A 25,853-nucleotide genomic window follows, 5' to 3' on the forward strand; every position below is an offset into this window, starting at 1 on the left:
TAAACGCGGTTCTGAATGTCTCTTAAAACCTGTCTCAAATATTGACTTCAATCCAAAATCATTAATCGGATAGTTAAAAAATAGCCCAAAACCGCCAGTGTTGATCGCAAGGAAGTCCTGCTTTCAGAAATCAAAGATCTACTCGAAAATCAGCAAAAATGAAAACAGCCGGCTTGCTCAAATTGCTTTCAAACCCCCAATTAATTGCGATTACCGGATATTTGAACTAGAATTAACTTATAGATGATTTTCACAAATGGAAATACTTGAGAAGAGGTTTTGTTATGAGAACGTTTGCGATAAGGGCTCGTGATGGGGTCATGGAAATCAATTATTCAGAGAATTCCAATAAGCCCCCTTTTAGGAAGTTTATGATCACCTACAACCCCAAATTTTCAATTGGCGATAATCTTGAGAACATTAAGGCTGCCCTCACTGGGTTGCCAATTGATGCAGCAATTATTGAGAATTCATTGAACTATGAATTCTCTGACACGATCATCGGTATTAATCATCAAAAGATCGATATTGGCCTAGCAATTGCCAACATGATGAATATTCCGGTCGTTAACCTGCATAAGGTTCAAGATGTTGGTTTGGAAAAAGCAGTGGCAGAAAAACAGGAATATTTGAAGTGGCACCTTGATTATTATGGTGAGTACAGCGGCAAGCGTAACTATGGGCAAGAGGCCATGCTGACAATCGGTAACGGCTACTTTGGCCTGCGGGGTGCGTATGTCGAAGCGAACGCCAACCAGGATAATTACCCTGGGATGTACGTTGCTGGTGTCTACAATCAACTCACAACCAAAATTAACGGTCGGGATGTTGTCAACGAAGATCTAGTAAACCTCCCCAATGCTCAATACATCAGTTTTGGGGTGGATCATCAACAACCGTTTGAAATTAAAAAAGAAGATATTCAAGATATTTATCGAAGCCTAAATTTGCGAACCGGTGTTTTAACAACCACCTTGCATATTCAATTATCAACTGGCCACATTTTGCAAGTTCGGGCTACCAAAGTTGCCAATATGACAAATTGGCATCGTTATTCCATCAAGTATGAATTAAAACCAATCAACTTTTCTGGGAGCATTCAACTCTATTCAAAAATTGACGGGACTGTTATTAATGGCAATGTTGAGCGCTATCAGGATTTCGATCAACACCATATCGACGTCATTGGCATGGTTACCCACGATAACCAGATTTCGTTAACCGGTCAAACCAAGACGTCCCACGTTAACTTTGTGATTAATTCTAAGCTTTCTAGCAAAGATATCGATACCACCAAGTTAATTTTAGCTGAAACTGAAGATAAACAAATCCAGCAAAAATTGGATATCCAAGTAGAACCTGAGAAACCGTATGTATTTGAAAAATGTGTCACAGTATTTACCAGCCAAACTCAGGATGCCAACTTGGAACAACCCGCCCAAAAGGAACTGAACGCTTCTTCGTTCAATGACACCCTCGCCGACAGTCAAAAGTTCTGGAGCAACGTTTGGCAGAATTCAGATATCCAAATTGATAATGATATGACCAGCCAAAAACTGACGCGGGTTAACATCTACCATATGCTTGTGACAAGTGCCGCCTTGGCTTCTGGTCAATTAGATTCCTCAGTCGGCGCTCGTGGCTTGCACGGTGAAGCTTATCGAGGCCACATCTTCTGGGATGTCACCTTTGATCTACCGTTTTATGCTATTCATTACCCAGCAATTGCTAAACAGTGCTTGTTATATCGCTATAATCGAATCGGTGAAGCGCGCAAATACGCCGCCTCGGAAGACAAGCAAGGGGCAATGTATCCTTGGCAGTCAGGGATGTATGGGGATGAACAATCTCAATTTGTTCACTTGAACCCGGTTAGTGGTGAATGGGATCCGGATAACAGTCGCTTGCAACGTCACGTTTCACTGTCAGTTGCCTACGATGTCATTAATTATGTTCATCTAACAGGTGATACCGAATTCATGAAGAACTACGGATTAGAAATGTTATTGTCAATTTGCAAGTTCTGGGTCAGCATGGCAAGCTACGATAAAAAAGATGATCGTTACGATATTCATCACGTCATGGGACCAGATGAATTCCACGAAGAATATCCAAACTCTGATGATCACGGACTCACTAATAATGCTTATACCAATATCATGGTTTCTTGGTTATTTGATAAAGTCGCAGAGCTGATGAGTCATGAAGATCCTAAGATAATCAAATCTGCCAATGAAAAAGCCCAAACAGACAATAGTTTACTTGATCAAATGAGTGATATTGCCCACAAACTTCGTCTCGATATCAACGAAGAAGGCATCATTGGTCAATTTTCCGGTTACTTCAATCTTTCCAAGCTCAACTTTGATTCTTACCGGAAGAAATACGGTGATATATCGCGAATTGATCGACTGTTAAAGGGTGAAGGTAAGTCACCTGATTCCTATCAAGTTGCCAAACAAGCCGACACTTTGATGGCTTATTACGAATTACCATTTGATGAAGTTCAAAACGTCATTACCCGGCTTGGTTACAAGTTGCCCGCCAACTACTTTACCACCAATTTAAGATTTTACCTTGATCGAACGACTCACGGATCCACCCTTTCACGAATTGTTTATTCAGTTCTGGATGAAATGGATGGCAATATGGATCAATCCTGGCAATTGTTCTCAACCGCCTTGTTCTCCGATTACTATGATATCCAAGGTGGGACCACTGCTGAAGGTATTCACCTTGGCGTCATGGGTGCTACGCTTGAAATTGAAACCAAGTGTTACGGCGGGGTTCGGTTTGACACCGACGAGGTTTCCATCAACCCGCACCTTCCAACCACTTGGAGTAAGGTATCATTTAAGCAAACGTATCAAGGCATCACGTACAATTTTGAAATCGGTCATCATAAAATCAATGTGACTGCCGATTCGAGCAGTCACATCAAGGTTGGTGACAAGGGTTATTCATTATCCAAGAACAAGCCAACTGTTATTACTTACAAATAAGATTAGGAGTGAAATACAATGGCAAAGTTTTCAGATATTAAAGGTTTTGTCTTCGATCTCGACGGTGTAATTACGGATACTTCGGTTTTCCACAGCCAAGCTTGGCATCAAGTTGCTGACAAGGTGGGTGCCCCATGGTCCAAAGAACTTGAAGACGGATTAAAGGGAATCAGCCGGATGGATTCTCTTGAAATGATTTTAAAAGCAGGTAATCTACAAGACCACTATACTGACGATCAGAAGGTTGATCTTGCAACGGAAAAAAATACAAACTACTTGAAGTTGGTTGACAAAATGACTCCAGCTAATATTCTTCCGGGGATTAAAGAATTCCTGGATGAAATTAAAGATGGTGGTTATCTGTTATCATTAGCTTCTGCATCAAAAAATGCTCCTACTGTTTTGAAGAAGCTACAATTGACTGATTATTTTCCAAAGATTGTGGATCCAAAAACTTTGAGCAAAGGCAAACCAGATCCAGAAATTTACCTCAAAGGTGCCGAACTGATCAATTTGAAACCAGAACAATGCATTGGAGTCGAAGATGCTGCCGCTGGAGTTGAATCAATTAACGCCGCTGGGGAAACCTCCATTGGAATTGGTGACAAGACAATTTTGAAGGATGCAGATGTGAACTTTACTGATACCAGTGAAATGACCTTGGCTAACATTAAAAAACAGATGGACTAATTCAATCCATTTGGAAAACTGGGACAATTGATGCTTTAATCCCATCATTTAAGGGCTTCATCCCAAAATCCAAAACGAGGATTTCAGGGTGAAGCCCTTAAATGATTGCATGTCGTAAGTTATTTGATTAACCCGTAATGCTTCAGCCCATTCACAATTCCGCCATTCACATTTGAAGTAGTGACGAATGATGCTTTGGCTTTCACATCTGGGTGACCATTACCCATTGCGACTGGGTAATCCACTTCAGCAAACATTTGCAAATCATTCAGCTGATCTCCGAAAGCATAGGACGGAATGTCCCCTAATTGCGCTTTCTTCAAGAGTGCTTGAATGCCAGTTTGCTTCGATACCCCCCACTTCATCGTATCTAAACAGCGAGGATTATTTCTAACCAATGACAATTCACCCTTGAATTCATCCTGATACAGTTTATCTTTATCATAATTAAAAACGTTCAAGAAATTGACTTCATGAGTCTTGTAAAAGTCCGGCTCAACGTGCGGCGTCAATCTTAACAGCCGATAGTTAACTTTAGTTAAGTCATTTTCAGCTGTTAAGGCAAATTCTTCATTGTTATAGAATGAAATCACATCGCCCTGCTTTTTGGCAAATGCTAAAATCTCTTCAATCACCTCATCACTAATTTGCTCAGCCTTTAGCTTTTTCCCTTGATATTGAACATAACTACCGTTCGCACTGACTAATGAATTGATACCGGTAGCGTCAATCACATATTGAATTTCAAAAATATTTCGGCCAGTTGAAATTACAGGGAGAATATTGTTCTCTCGTAACTGATTAATTGCTGCAATGTTGTCATCAGAAACATTCTTTTGATTATCAAATAGTGTGCCATCTAGATCAAAAAAAACAACCGCTTTATACATTGAATTTCCTCCATTTAACTCGATATCTACATTGTACTACTTAATCTACTGCTCCCTGAAAATTTCGCCTGACTTTGACTTTTGACAATTCGGGAATAATAAAAATTAACCAAAATCAATTTTATCCAGCATAGTTTATTGGCTAGGCCAATATCGTAATGTGACTGAGTGTCGATGCAATTAAGGCAGATTCCAATTTAATCGGATTTTTATAGGCATTATTGATCCCTCGCAATTTACTTGGAATGCTTAATCAATAATCACAAAACATTGGTCTACTTGTTTCATCATATTTGCTATCTCAATCAACCGTTCTCACATTTTCCTTGCTTCGAATTAAGTCAACAATTAGTAAAACTGCTATTCCTAATAAAAAAACTATGGTAAGGAGCACAGTCGATTGCATTCCAGTTAATAAATGATGCCACTCTAACTTAATCCCCATCGTTTTTTCAAAATGGCTTTGCTGACCATGAAAAGCGGTTTTTAATTTATCTGCCATAAGTATTTGTCGATAAATGGCTGCTACATATGCACCCGGAGTTAATTTGATAAGTAACTGCGCAAAGTTAGGAAGAATACCAATTGGAATATAGGTACCCACTAAAAAGCCAGAGGCCGTGCCAACAATTGTTCCTATAGCGTTCAAGGAATCAAAGCGACTAATAAACTGGATAAACATCATATTAATTACAACTGCTAGTAAAGAGCTAAAAAGAGCAACGCAAATTACAGCTGGTAGCGACTCCCATGGCATGGTCAAGTTATCTGTGATTGAAAAGTATCCTATCATCAGTGCGAACATAACTATTTGCATAATAAAGCCAATCAAAGCGGCACTTAACATATAGCTCATGGTGATTTCAAAATGAGAAAGGTCTGTTAAACAAAAATCTTTAATAACCTTGCGTTCTTTATCTTTTACTAATTGTCCAAGTGAGGTAAGGGTGGTTGTGATGGCAGTCACTGATAAAGTCCCTCCAATCAACCAAAAATCAAGTAATTGGTGAGAATTAGGGACAGTTTTCCAGCTACTTATCATTGACTTTTTTAGAAAGACAATATATAAGAGAAATGAAATCATTGCTCCCAATAATGAAAAGAATACTCCGGGGCGATTGCGGAAATACAACAGTAGATTTCTCCTTGTTAAAGTAATCATATCAACGCATCTTCCTTCCGGTTAATGACAAAAAAGCATCATCCATCGTCCCCTCTTGATAAGTGAACGTTTTAATGAAACTACGAAAATTTAATAATAATGAGAGTGCTTCGTCAGAATTAGCCGTTAAACAAATGGTTTTATGATTAATCTGCGTATGAATTATTTTACTTGGTATCAATGCCATTAATTGATCAGCTTGTTCAGAAACAATCACGAGTTTACTGCTAGAGTTTTGTGTTTTAATTTCATCAGCGGATCCGCTGGCAATTATTTTGCCATGATCAATAATATAAACCTCATCTGCATTGTCTGCTTCTTCAAGATAGTGTGTTGTCAAAATAATGGTTAAATTATTTTGACTTTGCAATGAATGCAACAATTTCCAAATTGCCGAGCGGGTTTGGATATCCAAACCCGTAGTTGGCTCATCCAAAAAAATAATATCAGGTTGATTAAGTAGAGCTCTTGCTATATCAACTCGTCGCCGTTGCCCACCAGAAAGTCGGCCGTATTTTTGATTAATAAATTCAGTTAACCCGATTTTCTGAATCAAAGCATCAATATGATTAGATTTGGCTTCTTTATAAAGTTTATTTCGAATACTCAAATTTTCCATAACTGTCAAATCATTATCTAAAATACTCTGTTGAAATACCATGCTAATCTTTATGTCTGGTTTCATCTTGATCATTCCACTGGTTGGATTTAATATCTTTGTGAGCATCGATATAGTGGTTGTTTTGCCAGCGCCATTGGGTCCTAGTAGCGCGGTTAAGCTTCCTTCTTTGATTGCTAAATCAATATGGTCAACCACTACTTTTGATTGATAAGTTTTAGTAAGTTCCCTTGTTTGAATGATCATTATGTCACCCTCTCTAAACTAGTATAACGTAATTATCGCATATAAATCTCATCTTTTTATATCGAACTTCTTTCGATATCTGATAAAGGTCGTTCGCTTAATCCCGGTATTACGGGACACATCTACATCACTCATGCCCGCCTGATAAAGCTTAAATGCATGTTGTAAGCGGGGATCATCTTTGGCATATTGAGGCTTCCGACCATGATATTTGCCTTGTTGCTTAGCCAGGGCAATGCCTTGTTGCTGGCGTTCAATGATCCGCTTCCGTTCACTTTCAGCCTGATACTTATACAGTTCAATAATGAGGTTGGTCATCAGTTGACGCAAGTTAGGGTCAGCAATCCCTGTCATGGACGGTAAATTCAACACATCTAGGGTGGCACCCTTATTTTGAATGGAGTTCATAATCTTAGTCAAATCATGGTTGTTTCTGCCTAAGCGATCTAATTCAGTGACCAGGACAATATCTCCCTCACGAATATAGGCCAGCATTTTTTGCAGTTCTGGCCGATTAGTGTTAGCTCCACTTAATTTATCCGTAAATAATTTATCAACGCCTTTTAAGGCCGCTAGCTGTCGATCTAAATGTTGCTCTTTGGAACTCACACGAGCATAACCAATTTTAGCCATTGTCAGCACTTCCTTTTGGACAGTTCTAATGAACATTTGTAATTCCTAGTATAGCACAGAATCAAAAAAGGCCAATAGGGTATACCCTAGTGGCCAGTTGCTTTGGCTGTAATAATAAAATGCAGCTCTGTTTTTAATTAAAGATATTGTTCATTCAAATGTATGCTTGGCGAAACGATGATATGAGAGAAATTGCAGAGCGATGTACGTGCTACTATCAAAATAAATATTGAGAACTAATGCTTTACTGCATTATCGTTTTTCCAGTGTGCTGTGAAATGAGCTTCAGCGTGATTATCCGCAAAAATCCGATGAAAGATTGATACCAACTCATCTGCGCTCTCGGTAAAGGATTGTGCAGAAAACTCGTCAATGGCTGAATGAGAATTAACATTGAATAGTTTGAGATACTGCTCATTATTCCGATAAAATTCATCCTGCTTAATTCCCGTAAACTCGATGTACGTCTCAATAATTCGACGCATTGAGTTAAGCATGGAATTTGTATACCCATGTTTTGCCAAATCACCAAGTTCTATCCAGAGTGCATCATAATTTGTCTGCATATCCCGCTTCGCATCAGTAATCTGAACGAATGACCCTTGCCGCAAATGATAAAAGTCACTCTTATCATATTTTGTCTTGCCTTTCTTGTCTTCAAATGCCCCATGCGGAGGAACGTTTAAGTAAAAATGAATATTATGAGTCATGATTACAATGAAGTCTTTTTGGTGATCAAAGCGTTCTCTTTGCTTCCCTTGATAAAGTTTCTGCATTTCCGTAATAATTAAATATTGCATATCAGAGTCGTTCGAATTCATTGGGTCATCAAAAATTATTAACTTTGGAGACGTAGATGTTTGTATGGTTGTCTCCCCTAGTTTCTCTAAAAAATATAATAGTGCAATTACATTTTTTTCACCAGTGGATAACTCTTTCACTCCGCGTAGTGTGCTTTTTTTACCTACAGTTTGTGAAACCTGGTAATAACCAGTCTCTTCATTTTCTGTGTAAGTTAACTGCCATGGAACAACTCCTTGTAAACGTTTGTTGATGTTTTTAATTGCCTGTACCTCGGCTTTCGGCTTCAAAGCATCAATTTGATCATTCAAATTCTGAATGTCCGCTTCAAGGTCTGCTTGCTGTCCTACTTTTTTGTCAAACTCTTCTTTGACATTTTTAAATATTTTTCTTACATCGTTCATCTGCGCATATTTCACATCATATTTGAACTGACCAAGTAATTTGTAAATCATGTTATATCGGAGCTTTTCTTGTGCCTCCCTTTTTTTTGTTGCGAGTGATGCTCCATACTCCTTATTATTCTTCACCAACGAATTGTAACTCGAAAAATCAAAATCTTCTGGAACTTCTATGTCTAATTCGTCCAACTCGCTAAATAAATTTTTTTTCTTTGGATTCTAGTGCGTCTTCCAAAGCGTCACAAAATGATAATATTATCTTTTTATGTGCAACTAAATCATCCCAAATATTCCCAGCCGTTTCCTGATATTCCGGATAAAATGCTGCCTGAGTCCATTTCATGCTTATAATTAAGCTTGATAATTGACTTACTTTTTTCTTACCCTCAACAATTCGGTTTCTCAATACTGCCACTTCATCAGCACTAAAGTATGATTCGAGTTCTTGAAAGGTTTCTTCGGAAATAGCGTTTCCACAAAATGCGCAAATCTCTCCGCTCTGATGTTTATGAATTCGCATGCCTTCTTCAGCAAAATTAATCCTTTGCTGATTATTTTGAAGCCGTTTAATACGGTTTTTCTCCTCAACTTTACTCTTGAGAATTTCATTTGTACTTTTCAGATATGCTGAATAGTTAACGTGCTTCCATTCGACAGTATTAACGAATAGTTCCTCGGTTTCAAGCGTCTTCTTTAACTGAGTAACATCAATCTCTTGGAGCGCCGCAGCGTGGGAAATTTCCTTCTTAAAGTCACTCTTATTATAGGTCGTCTTAGATATTTGCGGCTGAGTTCTCTTTTTGATGTATGCAGCTGAGTCCGAATAGAACTTGTCAATAGCAGTATTATTTTTTTGGACTGCTGCTTCCGCCGCCGCCTTTTTTGCTTTCAGATTATGTATGTCCGAGTCATCAATCTCACTAGTGACCCGCTTTAACTCATTTTGCTTTGCTTGAATCTCCGTTTCTTTCTGCTTAATTGCAAGTTCGTTCTCACCAGCATTTATCGAAAGCGAAAATGCATTCAACTTCTCATTTTCACCCAATACAGTATCAAAACCGGCAAATACTCGAACATCGAGATTTGGAGAACATTGTTCCTTCAAAAGTGAAGCAAAAGTGGACTTTCCAGAGCCATTTCGTGCAAAAATAAAATTTTTGTGTTTTAGTGAAACATGATCGTCTTTGAAAATCTGAATTCCATCCGTAAATTTTTGCTTAGTCAAATCAATATTTAGTTCATTCAAAATAATCTCTCCCAGAAAATGTCTCAAACTTTCAGCTCACATTTAGCGCAAATTCACTTTTGCTCAAATTGAGTATACTTAATGGCTGCTCTTCCACTTTCTAATTTCAACTTTTAGAAAGCTTATTTTATTTTGTTGATTAAACTTATATCTATCAAAACCGTGAAATACGAACAATTTGCCATCTTTTTTGCAACTGGCAACACCCCATTCAGTTTCGTAATCATCACTATTAGGACTGATACAATATAAATGGCGTAGTTCCTGATTATCCTTAAAAAAGGTTCTCAAAGAAACTAGTAATCTTAGTTGGATTATTAGCAACAACCCCATTAGCTCCCTCAACTACAGCATCATCGAAAAATAATCTTAATGGGAAGTAACAAGAAGGTGACAAGTACTATTTTTACTAACGCTGGCATCGGCACACTAACCCTTACTCAAATATTGAAATCACTAAGTGACCCCACTTGCTTAGAAAGTGTATCCACACTATTTAAAGAAAATCAAGAATGTTCCTGTGAAATATTTAGTGACCTAGGTAGTGGCTGGTGAAAGCTGCATATTTTTCGAGTATTGATCCAAGAAACCGTGTAAACCCTTGAACCCAAGACAGACATAAACATAGAATGCTGATGAATTAGTATTTGTTTCTCCTCTAAAAAATATGAAATTTTAGATAAGATGATCTCAAATTCTATCTTGTTTATGCTCAAGCCTACAAAGTGCGAGAAAAGTTGTTAAATTGACGAATAGCCTTACACCAAAACTTGTAAGTGATCATGTTCAAATACTGATGTGTCAAGATATGCATAAGCTTTCACCAGCCACTAGGTAAGAAAAGCAAATTGTCACAACATACACTAGCGGACGTTGAGGAAGGATACTATCGTTTCATTTGTTCATCTATGTTCAATTTGAATTTCATGCTTAAGTTTATCTACGTACCTTCCTAGGTTTTTATCAAATAACGATTTTATATTGCAAAAGTCAGTTATAGATTTGAGAGCATTCCCAACAAAGAGCGTACTAATAAATATTGGTATATTGTCGTCTGGATTGTTTTTAGGAGCCATATTTGATACATCATATTCTTGGTAAACATTAGTTGCATGTACTCTTTTCGAAGTCTGATGCATAAGGAGATTGTAACGTTCCCCCTCATTAACATATATAGCTAAGTTTTGTAAACCATGCAAGTAATTTCCATTCGTATCTTTGCTAACATTATAAAAATCTTTAAAGCCCTTAGGGCTAATACTGATGGAATTGTTATCAAAGAATTCTTTAATCTTATCGTTGATATTGTCTTTTTGTCTTTCTAATTCCCCTTCTTGTGTGTCGGATTTTTTTGCTAGTTCTATTGCTTTGTTCCTTTGTATCACGTCTTTAGGATTATTTGTATTAATCAATTGAGAATTAAACAAAGCATTTATAAGCTTTTTAACCTCGTCTCTCCGTGCAATTAAATTGTAAGCCTCTTTTTTAATTTCATATGTTGCCTTATTATCCTCACTTTTAGTCAAATAAAGAACATAAAAGTAAGTTTCCATAATTGTACGACTAATTATTTGAGGAATAGATCGGTTTTTTGGATAATTATTTACTTCAAAACAATATAAATCAACCATATATTTAACAAGTAAAACCAATAAGTCGTATTCTTCTAGTTTTCCCTGACTTTTAAGCTCTTCTGCTATTTTATTTATATTAGATTCTGCCCTTTTGGAAATAATTTTTGTGGTATCTATCAAAGAAGCACCCCTTTATCTGCTAATATCAATTAGTAACTATTGTTTTTCTTTTAGTCAATCTTACCACTATTTTATAAGTTATATTTGAATCACGATACCAATAAAATCTCGCTGGTTCTTTTATTTTAAACGTGGTTAAGATGCTAGTCTGCCTGTATAATAGTATCTTGTAGAGAAGTTAAGGCGGTGGCTATTTCCAATCGGAGGTGGTGCTTATGGTGTTAAACCTTTAAAGCCCATAAATCCTAACGAAAGGAGTAGCCTAGGTGTCCGTGTCGGACGCTTTACAATTAATGCTGGCTTTCGGTACTTTTATCGTGGCCTTAATCGCATTAATTGTTGAGCTGATCAAAAGTCAGCAAAAAAAATAACCGCCTTAGCTTGGCACAGCTAGCGGTTATTTTAAGTCGTTAATTAATGCCACCGTCTTAAACGGCTCTACATGGGAAGCCCTGTTCACGCGGGGCTTCCTTTTTCTGTCTACATTATAGCATGACTATAATGGACTTTCGACTATTTTTAATCAACTTTCTGCCAGTTTTTAGGGAACATGTGTTCGCTTTATATGCTACAATACAGGTAAAAGCTAACGGAAGTGATCTAAATGTTTTTTGATGATGAACCGCATGGCGTGTTCTTCTTAATCGATAACAAGTCCTTTTATGCTAGTTGCGAAGCCGTTGCCCGGGGGCTTAATCCCTTAAAAGTCCCGTTAGTGGTCCTTAGCGAAGCTGAAAATACTAATGGCGGGCTCATTTTAGCCACGTCACCCGAAGCTAAGCACTTATTTCATCTTAAAGCCAACGTCTCCCGTAAACGTGACTTACCCAATGACCCCAGGTTGTGGGTCGTGCCACCGCGCATGAACCTTTATATTCAACGTAATTTGCAGATCAATCAGATCTTTCATCAATTTACCACTGAACAAGAGGTTTGGCCGTATTCGATTGATGAAAGCATTCTTGATATGACCTATACTTGGCGGCTGTTTGGTAATTCCGTTCGCGAAGTGGCACGCTTGATTCAAAAGACAGTTCGGCAAAAGCTAGGCTTGTATACCACCGTGGGAATTGGTGACAATCCGGTGCAAGCTAAATTAGCCTTAGACCTTTACGCTAAACATAATCATGAATTGATCGGTGAAATCCATTACGAAACTGTGCCGGATAAAATTTGGTCAATTACTGAACTAACGGACGTTTGGGGGATTGGCCCCCGTATGGCGAAACGTTTGAACCGCCTTCACATTCACAATATGTATGACCTAGCCCATACCAACCCTTATTTACTCAAACAGCAGCTTGGCGTCATTGGTAGCCAGTTATTTGCTACGGCCTGGGGAATTGATCGCGCGCAAGTTACGGAACCAACTAAGGTTAAAGAAGCTAGCCTGGGTAATTCACAAGTGCTACCACGGGATTATTTTAACCAAGTCGAAATTGAAACCGTCATTAAAGAAATTGGGGAACAGGTGGCGGCGCGGCTTCGGCACCACCATAAACTGGCGGGGTGTCTATCGCTAAGCATTGGGTTTTCCTATGTCGCAGCTGAAGCAGATGGTCGCGGTGGCTTTAACCAGGCTTTAAAAATTGAACCAACTAATGACAATCAAGTTTTGACGCAACAATTATTGTGGTTATTCCGTCAGAATTGGGACGGTCAAGCTGTCCGGAATATTGGTGTTTATAGCAGTAAACTAAGTGCCAATTCCGGCCAACAACTTAATTTATTTGAAACACCGCGTAACCAAATTCGCCGTAGCCGGTTAAACCAGGTGATTGATGAAATTCACCGGCAATTTGGGTTCACCAAACTAGTTTACGCGACCAGTTTATTAAAGGGAGGCACCGCTATCAAGCGGGCTTCACTAGTGGGCGGACATAATGGAGGCAATAGCTATGAATAGCGATATCGAGATTATTAAGGGGCGGTTAACCTTATTGTTTAAGCGGCGTCCCCAAACCCGCTATTGGTTAATGTTGACTAATGACACCTACGATCAGACCTATAATCTGTTTTTTAACAGTCAACGGGCTAATGAGCGCTTGCAATCTGTTCCCTTACATAAATTAGCTCACTATGATTTAGCTGGTTTAGAAAAATTACTAAAAGCATTACGACAAGATATAAAGCTAACGATCGAATTTGTCGGCTTTACTGGGGAACGGTGGCCGGCAAGCCAAAAGCTGATTCAACGAAAGCGGGTGCCACTTGAATAATCAAGAATTTGATTTAGCCACGGTTAGGCATTTTTTTGAACATGATTACCATGACCGGGGCATGATGAAATGGCAGGGATTCTATTTATCCGATCATACTGCCGCATTAAACCAACAGAACCAGCAGTTGAATGCAGTATACGTTCCACGACCGCAACAATCCTTAGCAACAATTACCGAGGTATTGGCGGACGCATATCAGCGTCAGCAACCAGTGACCATTCAATTAAAAACGGTTGACCAAAACAACCGTCATTGGCCAGATATCACCACCTTGATTCATGGTTACAATGCCAATGATATTGTGATTGACGCTGATCGGTTTATCCCACTACCAGAAATTCGAAATGTTTCAACATAAAAGGACGGAACGGTTACTTAATAATTAGCCTTCCGTTTTTTTGATGCTTGTCTATTTGGCTTTATTTGTATCCTAGCTATATTAAATTATGAAGCCTAAATGCCAAGCGGTTCGCGTATAATAAACTAGTAGGTCATTTAAAAGTGGGGGAAGGACTGTTTTTATGTTGGAATTGTCGTTTGAAAAAGAAGTTGTTAAAACCTTAACGACCGGAAGTAATCAATGGGTGGAGCGCAAAGACCTGTATGGTGCGACGCCGGATCAATTATGGGCTAATTTTCGCGATAAATTAAATAACAATAACTATGCTAAATTGCAGGGACACCCTTTAACTGATACCGAATTTAATCAGGTTAAACGGGCGATTGAGGTCCGGACACCTTACGAAGCGGCTAAATTACTAGCCGCCGAAAATGGCATTGGCAAAGTGGAAGTTGAACGTGATGATGCTAAGCTGGGCACGGTGACACTCGAGTTGTTTTGGAAAGCGGACGTCGCTGGCGGTAAATCTAGTTATGAAGTGGTCCGACAAGCAGTGCGACCACGGTTAGCTGGTACTCAGGATGTCGATCCTGATCGCCGGTTTGACGTAACCCTATTGATTAATGGGTTACCCTTAATTCAACTGGAACTAAAAAAGGCCACGGTCGAACTTAACCAGGCTTTTAATCAAATTGAAAAATATGCGCAGGAAGGTAAATATACGGGGATTTACTCGCTGCTGCAAATGTTTGTGATTATGACGCCGGATAGTACGGCGTATTTTGCGAATGCCGAACCGGATCATTTCAATAAAGCTTTTTTGTTTAATTGGCGGACGCGGGATAATCACCCCGTGGAAAACGGGTTAGCGTTCACGCGCCAAGTCCTTAATATTCCCATGGCCCACAAAATGGTCAGTGAATATACAGTCATCGACCAAGAGCGGCAAAGCTTAATTCTCTTACGGCCTTATCAGATTTATGCGATTGAAGCCGTGATGCACCGGATTCACGACCATCAGGATGGTTTTGTTTGGCATACCACGGGTTCTGGTAAAACACTCACCTCATATAAGACCGCTAAATTAGCTGCGCAAGATCCTGGTGTCGATAAGGTCATCTTTTTAGTTGACCGGCGGGATTTAGACGAACAGACAACTAGCAACTTTAGTGCCTATGCTGCCAATGATGATATTGCCATTAACGAAGCGCAAAATACCGGTGATTTAATGCGTAAGTTGCAACAAAATGACGGTAAGGTCTTGGTTACCTCGATTCAAAAGCTCCATCGGGCGGTCAAAAAAACGCAAGCCCAGCTGGCAACCGGTAAGCAATCCCGCTTTAGTAAGACTTTAAAGCAACGGGTGATCTTCTTTGTTGACGAAGCCCACCGGTCGCAATTTGGTAAGATGCAAAAGGAAATTCGGGACGCGTTTGTCAATAGTAATTGGTATGGTTACACCGGCACCCCCATCTTTAATGAAAATAAAAAACAGCTCAAGGGTGATCTAGCGGTTACGACTGAGGAGCTATTTGGTAAAGTCTGTCACGTTTATAACTTACGAGACGCCTTAGAGGACCAAGCCGTGTTACCGTTTAACGTCGAACATGTAACAACAATTGGCAAAGATACGTTAATAACCCGGGCCCTCGAGAAAGAAACCCAGCGCGTCAAAGCACGTCGCGATAAGCAAGGCCGCCTGCTGAGTACAGCTGATGAAGCAAAAATTCAAGCCAAGATTCAAGCGATGTCAGTCAAGGACCTGGAAGAAACGTATTTAACTCCGGCTGACTTTGAGACTGATGAACATATTAACCAAGTTGTTCAATATATTTTACAAAAAGGCCCACGTAAAACGAGTTTGGGTCATGGCAACTACAATGCTATTTTGACCACCAGTTCCATTGAAATGGCGCAACGCTATTATCAAGCCTTTAAAGCCGCGAAAAAGACTACTCACAATCAGCTAGATCCTGATTGGCCCCGAATTGCGATTACTTATTCATTAAGTGAAAACGAAGATCAGAGTGCGCACAAACATGACCAAATGGCCACCCTTTTAAAGGATTATAATCAGCAGTATCACACTAATTTTGATTTAGCCGATTTGAATCTCTATAACGAAGATGTCGCAAAACGGGCTGCCCGGCGTGAGGCGGTCTTTGCTCATTTGCAACCGGATCAGGAAATTAATCTAGTGATTGTGGTGCGGCGGTTATTAACGGGTTTTGATGCCCCTCGGCTAAACACGCTCTTTGTTGACCGCACCTTAGCTTATCAAGAACTCATTCAAGCCTACTCACGCACCAACCGGCTCCAAAACCGGGAATTAAAACAAGAAGGCCAAATTGTGACCTTTCGGGTGCCAGCAATCATGGAAGTGAATGAACGTGAAGCTTACAAGTTATATAGTGGCGAAGGCTCTTTTAATGTCATCATTCGTCCCACTTATCAGCAGGCTGTCTTAAAATTTCAAAAGGCTGTGGTCGATTTAAAAGCCATTGCTCCAACGCCGACGGCGGCCGATGACCTGAAAGGAACCACTGCCAAGGTACAGTTTGTGAAAGCCTTTCGCCAAGTGAATCAGCAATTGAATTCCTTATCCATGTACAACGATTTCACTTGGAAAAACAGTGAAAAGGCCTTTGGTATTGCTCAGCCCGAAGTAGAATCCTATACAGGTAAATATCTGCGGATTAAAGCGGCGGTTACTAACCAAGAGCCCGAAAAAGTTCCCGAAGAATTAGCCGCTTTAGACTTTTCCTTAGCCGTTGGCTCAGTCGTCTTGGTGGACTATGATTATTTGACGCAATTAATTCAAGACTGGATTGATGAACAGCAACAGTACTCGACGCCTGATCAAGCCCAAGCGCATATGACGGATTATCTGCAAAATAGTGCCAAAGTACAGGCTAGTTTGAATAAATTAGCGGAAACGCAACCGCAACAGGCCCAGTTAATTCGCGAAGCCATGCCTTATATTGAGCAACAAATGCAACAGTCTCAGCAACAGAGCACCCCAAATCAAGCGCCAGTAGCGTTGAATGCTCGGGAGTTGGTGGCTGATTATGCCCAGAGACAATTGGTCAAAAAAACGTCGGTATTCGCCCACACGTGGGGCTTAGATCAAACAGCCCTATTGCGGGTGGCGCGTGAACACACCGTGGGTACCGATGAATGGCATCATGAACAAGAATTAACGCAGTCAGCGAATTTAGCAGCGGCCTTACAAGCTCAAACTGCCACTGGGCCGAAGATTCCAGCTATTTTGCCACTATACCGGATTAAGTCCCAGGCCGCTTGGCGGCAGTTTATTGAACACGATTTAGCAATTTATCTACTGAACCGGGTCTCCGGGTGCATGAATAGTACCATCATAATTAACACCCCACGACAAACCATCACCTTCGTCGAATCCATATCCATTACTACCCTCACTAACTGTTAACGAACTAACATCCATTGACCCATCTCCGGTAGCATTTGCCCAGTTCTGTAGCTTTTGTGCAGCCTGTGCTTCTGTTAAGTGTGCCCCTGGAGTACCTGATGGGCTAGTACTGGCCGCAGCTTTTTCATTTAATGCCGCAGTGCTCTGTGCGGTTGTAGAAGAGTTGCTAGCAGTGGTAGAGCTAGAATTCGTAGAACTACTAATGGTGCTACTACTATTTTCGCTAGTACTCTTCGTACTATCATTATTCTTTAAATTAGCCGATGTAGCTACATTGTTATCAAATTGGCTATAAGCAAGCTTATTGCTACTGTTTAAGTATTCGATCACACCATCACCCAATGTCCCCTGCTCTGGTACGTCGTCAAACATCTGATCAATAGTCTTTGACTTACCTGGAAGCACACTCAAAATGCCATCACCGGATGAAATAATTTTCTTCTCAGGGGAATCAAAGATAAATTTATCCTTATGGAATTTAATCGCCTTATTAGTCTTGTTTGTGACTTTCATTGAGACCATATAGACTGGGTCAGCAGTGTTATCTTTTGTTTCGTCCTGAGATAATGTAAATTTAAACTGGGTGTTCTTCTTGTCCGCCTTACTCATATTCTGATAATAAGTAGATGTAACCTTTTCGGTGCTAGAACCTGTGCTTGAATTTTTTTTATTGCTGATAGAACAGCCCCCAAGAACTAATAAACTTAATACTACTGTGGATGTCAGAACCAACCTTTTACTTTCCATTTTGTTCTCCACTTCCAATTTTATCCGAAAATAACATAATCATTTTCCCCCATCTAAAATTAATATTTCAATCATGAAAACATATAGTTATAATAAATCACTCAAACAGCATAATTATGCCACTATGACTAGTATAATGTCCAGATGATTGTAGTACCATATTATATAATTACTGGACTGTAAAGACGCTGTAAGACGACTACAAGAATACACAAAGACACCTAGTAGTTAACTATTAGGTGTCTTTGTGTGTGTCTGTATCAGTAATAACCATGCTACCCAGATTCATATCAACGCTACATGCAAAATTATTATCAGCTTGATTAATTAAATCTGTATTACTAATAGCTCAGTAATTGTAAATTGCTTGATCCAATCCGTTTCTGTAGTTGTCATATTGAGCAACTTCTTTCTTTGTGACCCCATAATAATCCTATTATGGGGTCAATTTAAGAACTTTCTTAGTACTTTACTGAAATAGTGAAATAAGTAATTCGTGAAATGCTGAAATAATTATTTCGGGAAATAATGAAATTAATACTATAAAAAAAGAGAGCTATTAGCTTCCTACATATCAGTCATATTCTTTTGAACTTCACGTACAGCATTTAAGATAACTTTCTTAGAGCTATCAGACATATTCTTGATGTAGGTTTCTACAATCTCATCGACAACATCATATATCTTCTTATCTTCCACAGAAGCAATCTGTTTAATTGCCATATGAGTATCCTTTTTAATGGTAATTGTTTTAGGTAGATCAGACCTTAATAGCTTTCTACTTGGCTGAATTAAAATCTGGTTATCAGGTAATGTTCTAACATGTTTTTTAGATTGCTCAGGTTCAACTTTAACAGGTGCTTTAGTTTTAGTAGCTCTACCTAGTAGAGTTGAAGTCAATCCTAGTCCCGGCTTTGGTTCAGTCATTTAATCACTCCTTAGCATCCTCAAATACTTTAATACGTGTTTCAATCTCTTTTACAACCTCAGCATAAATAGCGTGTACACGTCTATCATGAATTACTCTGTGGCTATTAGTAATGCCCGTTCGATCAAAGCGCTTCAAGCGTGCCATCTGTTTAATTTGAATCTCAAACATATTAGGCTTACCAAAGAAGTCTAAAGCATCTGATAGTATATCAAGGTCTAGCTCATTACCATTCTGTAGAAGCACTGGTAAAACCCCTAATAGTTCAAGGTTAAGTTTGTAGTCTTCCTTAATCTGTAAGAGGTGTTCTGTATACGTCTTAGCACCACTTAAAGACCGCTGTTGTGTTTGAAGGACGATAATAACATAATCACAAGATACTAAAGCTGAGTCTGTATACTTATTTAATTGTGGTGGCACATCTAAAATCACATAGTCGTAGTTATCCTTAATCTTAGCTAATAACTTACTGAAATAAGAATCCTGACTGTAATCATCATCAAAAGTAGAGAATAAATACTTTTCATAGTCTTGTAAGTCTTCATATGAAGGAAGCATTTGTAAATTATCCATTACATCAACTAAAGCGGGTTTTAAGTCCCCGCTTTCAAGCGCTACTTCTAATGTTGATTGAAATGTAGGTTTAACACCTAATACATTTTTCATAGTTAAGAAGAGTAAATCAGTAGCATTTGCCTGTGGATCTAAATCAACTAGTAAAGTTTTCTTACCCTGCTTAGCAAGAGTGTAGGCAATCATAACAGCGTTTGTTGTCTTGCCAACTCCTCCCTTAAAATTACCGGTAACAATGGTTTTTGTCATGTGGTTTCACATCCTTAAACACTTGATACAAAAATCATAACACTACTTTCTCTAAATATCCATGAAATAGTGAAATAATTAATTCATGAAATAATTAATTCGTGAAATAGTGAAAACTATAAAATTTCGGGAAATTTATAAAAAACCATTTACAGGTACTGCTATTGTATGGTTTAATGGACTTGTTTAATAGTAATAAAAAAGCCCTAGCTAACGCCAATTAGCTAAGGTGGTAAAACTAAATAGAGATGTTAAGCAACTAAGCAAAAAATTAGATTAGTGATTATTGGAAGTAATCAGTTAATCAATAGTAGCAATCCACAGAAGCTATGATACCCTACAAACACTGTTATGTCAAGGCTTAGAGCCATTACTCAGTACCACACAGTGTTGCTTAGCATCAAAGGCGTTGAAGACAAACAGCGCGCTTTGACTAGCAATTAAATGGACACGTCCTCGGGGGCGGACTCATAAAATCCCGACTAACTACATAATGGCTTATCCCGTGGCTTGGTAGTTCGAGGTGGTGACCACCAATAAGGGTCAGGGCGGTTTATCGGTGTGTAAAGCACGGTTACCGTCACCAATGCTCGCAGGGCGATAAATGTGAGGGGTGGCGGTATGCTTGATAGCAGCAGCCCACGGGATTAAACAATACATACGCGAGACGGCCGATCGGTCAAGTATGGTTAAGGCTGTATCCTACGATGATTATATTTTGTAATCGTCAACAAGGGTACAACCTTGCTCGTCACCGCTCAACCAACCTCTCAATCAAGCATGGGGTGGACCACTAAGTCAACAAAAAAGGAGTGCTTAGTTATGGAAATTAAAGGATTAAATTACGATTACTTAAAGATGTTTTGCCAAGAATATTTTGGTGCCGAGTTTCCATGGGAAGTTGATTTAGGGTTGCTAGAAGAAGCTAAGGATCAATACATATTAATATTATTGTGGTCAGAATTTACACATCATGTGTCAAGTTGTCCTAGAGTACCCGAAGAATTAATGGATATATTTCACTAGAATTTATTAAATTAAGAAATCATTTACAAATATTTAATAGTAGGATATGCTGTTGTTACATCCAACAGCAGTAATCGTTAACAAAAAAGAGTCGTTCACACGTGACGTGAGGGCTCTTTTTAATATGATTTCAAATGATGACATTGTTTAAATTTCACTAAGTTTCCTAAAATCGGAATGCTGTTAAATTAAGGTTTCAGAGTGTTACATAAACTATACCAATTTCATTTCACAAACTTTCCAAATAAAAAGCCCTTAGCCGTAATGGTTAGGGGTTTGCTTTGAATACTGCGGATTATGTGAAGTAGAAATTGGTAGGCGCATGTCAAGTAAAAATGCAACATCTTAATTAAATCTTAAACATTGTTTTCTAATAATTATACAAGCCGAATTTTAAGACCGTTGGTCTCGAAATGTCGCAAAAACTTAAGCACACGTCTTCCAATTAAGAACTTTTTTGGGACGTGTGTTTAATTCTTTTGCTATGCGTTTCATGTCGGCTTGAGTTTTCGATTCAAAAGTATGCTTTTTGGGTAAAAAAGTACGTATCAAACCATTTGAGTTCTCGTTTGTACCGCGTTCTTCGGGAGAATATGCATGCGCAAAGTATAATTCTTTACGATATGTTTGTTCGATTTGCATAATGGTGATCGTGTTCGCAAACTCTTTTCCATGGTCACAAGTAATTGAACGCACGGTATCCCCGTAAAGTGCCATAAAAGTATCAATAACGGGCATTAAAGCCTCGCCTGATTGACCTTCAGCTAAAGCCATGAAAGTATAACGAGACAAACGTTCGTTGAATGTTACGATTACCTTTTTTCCTTCGCGAGACGGTAATACACAGTCAATTTTCCAATCGCCAAATCGTTTTCGATCGTTGATGACCTTTGGTCTTTTATCAATAGATCTTGACTTGATCATTTGTCGGTTAGCTTCCTCCAAAGCTTCTTTTCGACGTCTATTACGCCGATGATAATGCTTAATTTGATTATGGCTAACTTTAGGAATCCAGCCTCTTAAAATCCAGTTATAGATAGTGTTACGACATATTTTAATATTTGGATTACCGTGAATGATTTCGTCCGGTGACCAATGGTGCTCATATCCCTTTGCGATTAAAAATTTTAATTCTGGTGTAATTAATGGCTTACGACCAATATGCTGACTACGCTCACGTGCGTTTCCTGCCGCGATCATGGCGTTATATCGATAGAAATGCTGACGACGTTTAGGTGAAAATAGCCTAAAATCTTGAAATTCTTGGCTACGAATAATTTCAAGACTAATAGTACTTCTAGCACGATGTAACGTATGTGCAATGAATGCTTGGGTATGCCCCTGTTTCCAACAGAATTTCAATTTCACCACGCTCAACTTCACTTAAATGTTTAAAAACCATCTCAATAATAAACTCCTTCAACACAGATTATTTAGCTTCAAACTCACAGATATAATTAACTATATAAAATAACTTTTTATACATTAGTTATACACCTTGTAAAGCACTAAAATACTTGCTACTAAAGGATTCTTTAATTAAGATTCTTGACCTATTGGGGTTTATAAGCTCTGTGTTTCGTTTTATAATGAACTCTACAACGTTTTACTTTGCTTAAATAAGCGGTTTCTAATAATTCAACATAATTCTACCAAATACCCTGGGTTGTATAATTATGAAGCGCTAGTATAACACGCTCGCGTCAACATGAGATCTTCAACGTTAATGCTCGCGATCACAACTAGTGGATTCTCAGGAGCCACTAGCTTCCACAACGAATCGTTATTATCTAATCACCCAATACATCAGTCCTTTTTAAATCCCTCCACGGCCAGAAGCAGAACACTTGCTCATATATACCTATGGGGGTATATTATTTAGTGACAAATACTTACTAAAGGAGTCAGCTAAAATGATTAAAGAAATACATGATCAAGATTTTGCCAAAGAAACAGATACTGGTATCGCCGTTATTGATTTTCGTGCGGACTGGTGCCCACCATGTCGCATGATGGACCCAATTCTTAAGTCCCTTTCTGAAGACCCCGCTTACAAGGACCAGGTCAACTTCGTTTCATTGAACATTGACCATGACCAAGCTACGGCCAGTCAATTCCAAGTTCAAGGAATTCCAACCTTCCTGATTAAGAAAGATGGCCAAGTCGTCAGTCACATGGTCGGAGCACGTCCTAAGCCTGATTTTGAAGCCGAACTCAAAAAAGCACTTGCCTAATTACGAAGGGGGCATCATGAATCATGGCAACTACTGAAGAATATGTCACTAACAAGCAGATCAAGACCCGGCTGAAACGCTCGGCTGGTCAACTGGACAGCGTTTTACGTATGATGGACGAAAATCGTCCTTGCGAAGATGTCTTAGTTCAACTTTCAGCAGTGAAATCAAGTATCGACAAGGCCATGAAACTCGTCATCGCCCGTAATATTAATAATTGTGTAGATGCGATGACCACGGCTGATGTTCAGAATCTTGAACACTCCTTGGATCTACTGCTAAAAACCAAATAACGCCAAAAAAGACGGTGTCGCCAATCTCAGTTGGTTATACCGTCTTTTTAGTGCCAGTTGACTCAGTTAAGCACCGTATCCGTCAGGCAACTTATCGAGTCAATCTTTCCAATCGCCCTTTTTCCAGTCATCATGGTTCCAATCATCTTTTTTCCAGTCATCGTCGTCATCACTGTGGGACTGCTCGGCATCCTTGGGCGCTCGTTTTGCTCGCTTCAACAGTACCGCCGTTGAAACCACCGTTACGAACCCAGTCGCAATAATAAAGACAAATGTCCACATCACAATGTCGCTAATCGCCATCTCGGGGCCCTCCCATATAATTTAATTGTCGTTAGTATAGCGCAGGCCCGTTGTAATAGCAAAAACGCCCTGGATAGTTTGCCCACACAATCGCTATCCAGAGCGTTTAATTCTTCAGCGACAACGACCTAATCGTTGTCATCCTCATCTTCTTCCTCCAAACCAGTTCGAGCATCGTTACCAAGATAAGCTTGTAATTCCCGAATATTGCGATTGTTACTGCCACGATAAGCAACTAACCAAGCCGCCAGTGCCGGCCGGGTTTCTTTTTCAGCAAGCTTGATAGCCCGGTCAACGAATAGGTTTTCCGTATCAAAACCCTTGATTGTTGCGGCCACGAGTTCATCAGCAGATTGATACTTGAAAGCCCCATTTTCTTCCAACATGGAATACTTGGTTAATTCAGCCGTTGTGGAAGATGGCTTCTGGTTTTCATCTAGGAGTAATTCGCCTAATTCAGCAAACTGACGGACATTCTGATCTAACAAACGTTGATATGCTGTCCGCAATGCCAATGATTGTGGTCCTTTAACGTACCACTTCACTTGGGTCAACTTAACGTAAGCAACCATTAAGTTAGATAAAATGTGATTCGTCATTGCGCCCGCTGTTGGGACATGGTGATCAATGTCACTCTGTTTTAATTCCGCTGCGTATTGTTCGTCGATCGTTAGTTCACTCATCGTTTATTCCTCCTACTTAACCTTGACGTTTTCAACTTCGTAACCAAGTCCGGTAACAACTTGTGCCAAATCATCGGCATTCGTCACTTCAGGATCAAAGTTAGCCTTTACCTTGCTGGCATTGAATAGCACCTTAACATTCTCAACGCCGTCATGGTTAGCAACGGCCTTTTCGATCTTGGTCATGCATGATGGGCAAGTCAACGTTCCTAATTGCATAATAATTTTCATAATCAATTACCTCCGTGTCGTTCATTTGATGGTTCTATCATAACCGGATTTGATTGATCAGAACTTGACGGCCGTCAAGAAATTCAAAAAAGTTTTACGCTACAATATAGTTATTAAAACAGTAGGAAATTTAAAACGTTAAACCCTATCTACCAAGCAAAATCTGTTATAGTTAGGGTGAATTTATTCAGGAGGTGGGCCTTATGGCAGAACATGAATGTGTGCGGTTAGTCCCAATTTTTAGCGAACTCGGTAGTGAACAATTAGACACCATCGAATCGATCGTTCGTCACCACCACTATCCAGCCGGCAGCACCTTATTTGGTGCTGACGATCCACTGGATTCACTGATGATTGTTGCCAATGGGCAGGTTAAAGTCTATCAGCTAGCTGCCAATGGTCGCGAGCAGTTACTATACCTATTACAAACTGGTGATATCGATGGCGAAGCTGCCTTATTTGAAAATCAACGGCGAACCTCATTCGGTGAAGCCTTAGTACCGACGGATGTTTGCAGTATTCGCCGTTCAGACTTTCAAGACTTGATGCAAAAATATCCCAGTATCAGCATCAACGTCTTAAACGTCTTTGGCAAACGTCTCAGTCAACTGGAACGTCAAACAACCAGCACGGCCACTGAATCCGTCGAAGCCCGTTTAGCGAACTATATCACTGAAACAGCGGCAGCGCTCAAAACCGACACGTTTAAACTACCATTAAAGAAAAAGGACCTGGCGACGTTCCTCGGCACCACCCCTGAAAGCATCAGCCGTAAGCTCGCCTTATTCGAGCGTCAAGGCCTAATTACGCAAAAGCCTGGCAAGGTCATCGAAATTAACGATGCCGACCAGCTATTATTAACTGAATAATGACTACTAATTAAATTATCCTTAATCTCCCGGATGACTAGCGAAATCACTGTTAGTCATCCGGGGGCTTTTACGTCAACCATCACGCTGCCTCATAAGGTGATTTACAGGCACTAACAGCTCCTGCATGCCGATAATTCAGAAGTAATCTTGACCTTTACATTAACATTCACAACCCATCAGCTACTGATTCAGGACTATTAAGATGGTAGATTGCAAATTTAATCCGAATTTTTGGACAAATTTGTCAGCATAACCTGATA

At 39.4% G+C, this 25,853-nt stretch carries 24 protein-coding genes and 1 pseudogene; 11 read left to right on the forward strand and 14 right to left on the reverse strand.

Annotated elements, in window-relative coordinates; genetic code table 11:
* The first annotated feature begins 284 nt into the window (after positions 1-284).
* Positions 285-3,002 (forward strand): glycoside hydrolase family 65 protein, encoded by a 2,718-nt coding sequence (locus FC26_RS00540; protein ID WP_057777112.1) that lies wholly within the window; start codon positions 285-287, stop codon positions 3,000-3,002.
* A gap of 18 nt (positions 3,003-3,020) precedes the next feature.
* Entirely contained in the window at positions 3,021-3,692 is a 672-nt protein-coding gene (gene pgmB / locus FC26_RS00545) for a beta-phosphoglucomutase (RefSeq protein WP_039098360.1), read from the forward strand.
* 119 nt (positions 3,693-3,811) lie between these two features.
* Here the strand turns inward: pgmB and FC26_RS00550 are convergent, their stop codons facing one another.
* The 7 genes from FC26_RS00550 to FC26_RS00580 all read right to left on the reverse strand — a co-directional run bounded on the left by FC26_RS00550 (position 3,812) and on the right by FC26_RS00580 (position 11,444).
* Positions 3,812-4,582 (reverse strand): Cof-type HAD-IIB family hydrolase, encoded by a 771-nt coding sequence (locus FC26_RS00550; protein WP_042253656.1) that lies wholly within the window; start codon positions 4,580-4,582, stop codon positions 3,812-3,814.
* A 301-nt stretch (positions 4,583-4,883) separates the two neighbouring features.
* Positions 4,884-5,744 carry an ABC transporter permease gene (locus FC26_RS00555; RefSeq protein WP_057777113.1) on the reverse strand — a complete coding sequence of 287 codons (861 nt, stop codon included), beginning with the start codon at positions 5,742-5,744 and terminating at the stop codon, positions 4,884-4,886.
* Between the two features lies 1 nt (position 5,745).
* Positions 5,746-6,609, reverse strand: a complete 864-nt coding sequence (locus tag FC26_RS00560) for an ABC transporter ATP-binding protein (protein ID WP_057777114.1) — start codon at positions 6,607-6,609, stop codon at positions 5,746-5,748.
* Between the two features lie 48 nt (positions 6,610-6,657).
* Positions 6,658-7,242, reverse strand: a complete 585-nt coding sequence (locus tag FC26_RS00565) for a recombinase family protein (protein WP_057777115.1) — start codon at positions 7,240-7,242, stop codon at positions 6,658-6,660.
* Positions 7,243-7,478: 236 nt separating this feature from the next.
* Positions 7,479-8,633, reverse strand: a complete 1,155-nt coding sequence (locus FC26_RS13010; RefSeq protein WP_235809448.1) for an AAA family ATPase — start codon at positions 8,631-8,633, stop codon at positions 7,479-7,481.
* 4 nt (positions 8,634-8,637) lie between these two features.
* Positions 8,638-9,690 (reverse strand): AAA family ATPase, encoded by a 1,053-nt coding sequence (locus FC26_RS13015; protein WP_235809449.1) that lies wholly within the window; start codon positions 9,688-9,690, stop codon positions 8,638-8,640.
* Between the two features lie 902 nt (positions 9,691-10,592).
* Positions 10,593-11,444, reverse strand: a complete 852-nt coding sequence (locus FC26_RS00580) for a DUF5677 domain-containing protein (protein ID WP_057777116.1) — start codon at positions 11,442-11,444, stop codon at positions 10,593-10,595.
* Positions 11,445-11,737: 293 nt separating this feature from the next.
* Here FC26_RS00580 and FC26_RS00585 point away from each other — a divergent pair, with 293 nt between their 5' ends.
* From FC26_RS00585 to FC26_RS00605, 5 genes and pseudogenes are all read left to right on the forward strand, one after another.
* Positions 11,738-11,815, forward strand: coding sequence for a putative holin-like toxin (locus FC26_RS00585; RefSeq protein WP_076661461.1), 78 nt, complete (start codon positions 11,738-11,740; stop codon positions 11,813-11,815).
* A gap of 233 nt (positions 11,816-12,048) precedes the next feature.
* Positions 12,049-13,350 (forward strand): Y-family DNA polymerase, encoded by a 1,302-nt coding sequence (locus tag FC26_RS00590; protein WP_057777117.1) that lies wholly within the window; start codon positions 12,049-12,051, stop codon positions 13,348-13,350.
* Positions 13,343-13,663: a hypothetical protein gene (locus tag FC26_RS00595; protein ID WP_020090488.1), complete on the forward strand. Its 321-nt coding sequence runs from the start codon at positions 13,343-13,345 to the stop codon at positions 13,661-13,663. Before FC26_RS00590 ends, FC26_RS00595 begins: the two co-directional genes overlap by 8 nt.
* A complete protein-coding gene (locus tag FC26_RS00600; RefSeq protein ID WP_057777118.1) occupies positions 13,656-14,024 on the forward strand; it encodes a hypothetical protein in 369 nt (122 codons plus the stop codon). Before FC26_RS00595 ends, FC26_RS00600 begins: the two co-directional genes overlap by 8 nt.
* Before the next feature lie 163 nt (positions 14,025-14,187).
* Positions 14,188-17,346 (forward strand): annotated as a pseudogene (locus FC26_RS00605) (type I restriction endonuclease subunit R); the annotation flags it as partial.
* Here the strand turns inward: FC26_RS00605 and FC26_RS12640 are convergent.
* From FC26_RS12640 to FC26_RS00615, 3 genes are all read right to left on the reverse strand, one after another.
* Positions 17,344-18,201, reverse strand: a complete 858-nt coding sequence (locus FC26_RS12640) for a hypothetical protein (protein WP_157060993.1) — start codon at positions 18,199-18,201, stop codon at positions 17,344-17,346. The pseudogene FC26_RS00605 and the gene FC26_RS12640 sit on opposite strands and share 3 nt — an antisense overlap.
* Positions 18,202-18,768: 567 nt before the next feature.
* On the reverse strand, positions 18,769-19,128 hold the full coding sequence (locus FC26_RS00610; protein WP_010622475.1) for a hypothetical protein: 360 nt from the start codon (positions 19,126-19,128) through the stop codon (positions 18,769-18,771).
* Between the two features lie 4 nt (positions 19,129-19,132).
* Positions 19,133-19,951 carry an AAA family ATPase gene (locus FC26_RS00615; protein ID WP_057777119.1) on the reverse strand — a complete coding sequence of 273 codons (819 nt, stop codon included), beginning with the start codon at positions 19,949-19,951 and terminating at the stop codon, positions 19,133-19,135.
* Positions 19,952-20,773: 822 nt separating this feature from the next.
* Here FC26_RS00615 and FC26_RS00620 point away from each other — a divergent pair.
* Positions 20,774-20,977, forward strand: coding sequence for a hypothetical protein (locus FC26_RS00620; protein WP_057777120.1), 204 nt, complete (start codon positions 20,774-20,776; stop codon positions 20,975-20,977).
* 426 nt (positions 20,978-21,403) lie between these two features.
* Here FC26_RS00620 and FC26_RS00625 read toward each other — a convergent pair whose 3' ends face one another.
* The gene (locus FC26_RS00625; RefSeq protein ID WP_162259961.1) at positions 21,404-22,345 is read right to left on the reverse strand and encodes an IS30 family transposase; all 942 of its coding nucleotides are present in this window, start codon (positions 22,343-22,345) and stop codon (positions 21,404-21,406) included.
* 545 nt (positions 22,346-22,890) lie between these two features.
* Between FC26_RS00625 and FC26_RS00630 the strand changes: the two genes are divergently transcribed.
* Both FC26_RS00630 and FC26_RS00635 read left to right on the forward strand, forming a co-directional pair.
* Positions 22,891-23,211, forward strand: coding sequence for a thioredoxin family protein (locus FC26_RS00630; protein WP_003643543.1), 321 nt, complete (start codon positions 22,891-22,893; stop codon positions 23,209-23,211).
* Positions 23,212-23,234: 23 nt separating this feature from the next.
* Positions 23,235-23,504: a metal-sensitive transcriptional regulator gene (locus FC26_RS00635; RefSeq protein WP_057777122.1), complete on the forward strand. Its 270-nt coding sequence runs from the start codon at positions 23,235-23,237 to the stop codon at positions 23,502-23,504.
* 99 nt (positions 23,505-23,603) lie between these two features.
* Here the strand turns inward: FC26_RS00635 and FC26_RS00640 are convergent, their stop codons facing one another.
* The 3 genes from FC26_RS00640 to FC26_RS00650 all read right to left on the reverse strand — a co-directional run bounded on the left by FC26_RS00640 (position 23,604) and on the right by FC26_RS00650 (position 24,724).
* Entirely contained in the window at positions 23,604-23,807 is a 204-nt protein-coding gene (locus tag FC26_RS00640; RefSeq protein WP_003643025.1) for a hypothetical protein, read from the reverse strand.
* A 128-nt stretch (positions 23,808-23,935) separates the two neighbouring features.
* Positions 23,936-24,490: a Dps family protein gene (locus FC26_RS00645; protein WP_057777123.1), complete on the reverse strand. Its 555-nt coding sequence runs from the start codon at positions 24,488-24,490 to the stop codon at positions 23,936-23,938.
* A 12-nt stretch (positions 24,491-24,502) separates the two neighbouring features.
* Positions 24,503-24,724 carry a heavy-metal-associated domain-containing protein gene (locus FC26_RS00650; protein ID WP_024272221.1) on the reverse strand — a complete coding sequence of 74 codons (222 nt, stop codon included), beginning with the start codon at positions 24,722-24,724 and terminating at the stop codon, positions 24,503-24,505.
* Positions 24,725-24,924: 200 nt separating this feature from the next.
* On the opposite strand from FC26_RS00650, the gene FC26_RS00655 reads away from it, so the two are divergent.
* The gene (locus FC26_RS00655; protein WP_057777124.1) at positions 24,925-25,590 is read left to right on the forward strand and encodes a Crp/Fnr family transcriptional regulator; all 666 of its coding nucleotides are present in this window, start codon (positions 24,925-24,927) and stop codon (positions 25,588-25,590) included.
* Positions 25,591-25,853: the final 263 nt, after the last annotated feature.

This window comes from Paucilactobacillus vaccinostercus DSM 20634 (assembly GCF_001436295.1).
Taxonomy (GTDB): domain Bacteria; phylum Bacillota; class Bacilli; order Lactobacillales; family Lactobacillaceae; genus Paucilactobacillus; species Paucilactobacillus vaccinostercus.